Origin of the sequence: Streptomyces botrytidirepellens (genome assembly GCF_003721215.1) — a bacterium.
GTDB lineage: Bacteria > Actinomycetota > Actinomycetes > Streptomycetales > Streptomycetaceae > Streptomyces > Streptomyces himastatinicus.
Window position 1 is genome coordinate 1 of the sequence record NZ_RIBZ01000409.1, and the last position, 872, is coordinate 872.

Genomic DNA, 872 nt, shown 5'->3' on the forward strand with positions numbered 1-872 from the left:
CCCGCGGACCATCCGCGGGCGCCGCCGATCGGCCGTCAGCCGTGCCGGGTCACTTGTTCACACAGAGCTTGACCAGCAGCGATACGCAGTTCTGCGAGTCGTCGGTGGGCGCCGAGGTCGGGTTGTCGGGCTGGCTCGGCGTCCCCTGCGAGTCGCTCGTGCCGCCGTCGTCGCTGTCGCCGCCGCCGGAACCACTGCCGGAACCGCCGTCCGAACCGCCGCCGTCCGTCGGGTCCTGCGAGGGCGACGACGGGTCGGAGGTGGGATCGGATGTCGGAGTCGACCCGGATTCAGATGGGTTGGGCGACTTGGTCGGCTTCGACGATTCCGTCGGCTGCCCCGACGGCGAGTCCGACGAGTCCGACGACGGGTCCGAGGGAGCGGACGACGGCGTGGACCGCGAAGGGGACACCGCGCTCGACGGCACGTCCGACGGGCCCGGCGCCTTCGTGGACGGCTTGCTCCGGGACGCCTCACGCGTGCCGTCCGTCCTCGGCGCGTCCGGCTTCCGCGACGCCGCGTCGGTCGCGTCCGTACCGGACGAACCCGACGAAGGTGAGGAGTCGGAAGCTTCATGACTCGGCGCCGACGCCGCCGCGGGCTGACCCGCCTCCGCCGCGCCGCCGTTGGTGAGGGCGAGCCCCGTCATGACCGCCGCACCCGCGACGAAGAGTACCCCGGCCCCGGCCACCGCGACCGCGACCGGTCCCGCCTCGCGCACCTGCCCGTGCATCAAGTGGCGCATCGACCGGCGGCTGGAGACCAGCGGGCCGTTCGCCGGAGCCGCGTGCGAAGCACCGATCGGCACGGTCGCCGGACCGCCCACCCCAGCGGTCCCGGCGCCCGCGGCCGCGGCGCCCGTCGCGGCCCAG

1 protein-coding gene and 1 pseudogene are annotated in these 872 nt (G+C 74.8%); both read left to right on the top strand.

Annotation, left to right across the window (positions count from 1 at the left end):
* The first annotated feature begins 68 nt into the window (after window positions 1-68).
* Entirely contained in the window at window positions 69-578 is a 510-nt protein-coding gene (locus EEJ42_RS31225; protein ID WP_148082068.1) for a hypothetical protein, read from the top strand.
* 69 nt (window positions 579-647) lie between these two features.
* Window positions 648-872: pseudogene (locus EEJ42_RS31230) on the top strand (hypothetical protein); the annotation flags it as partial.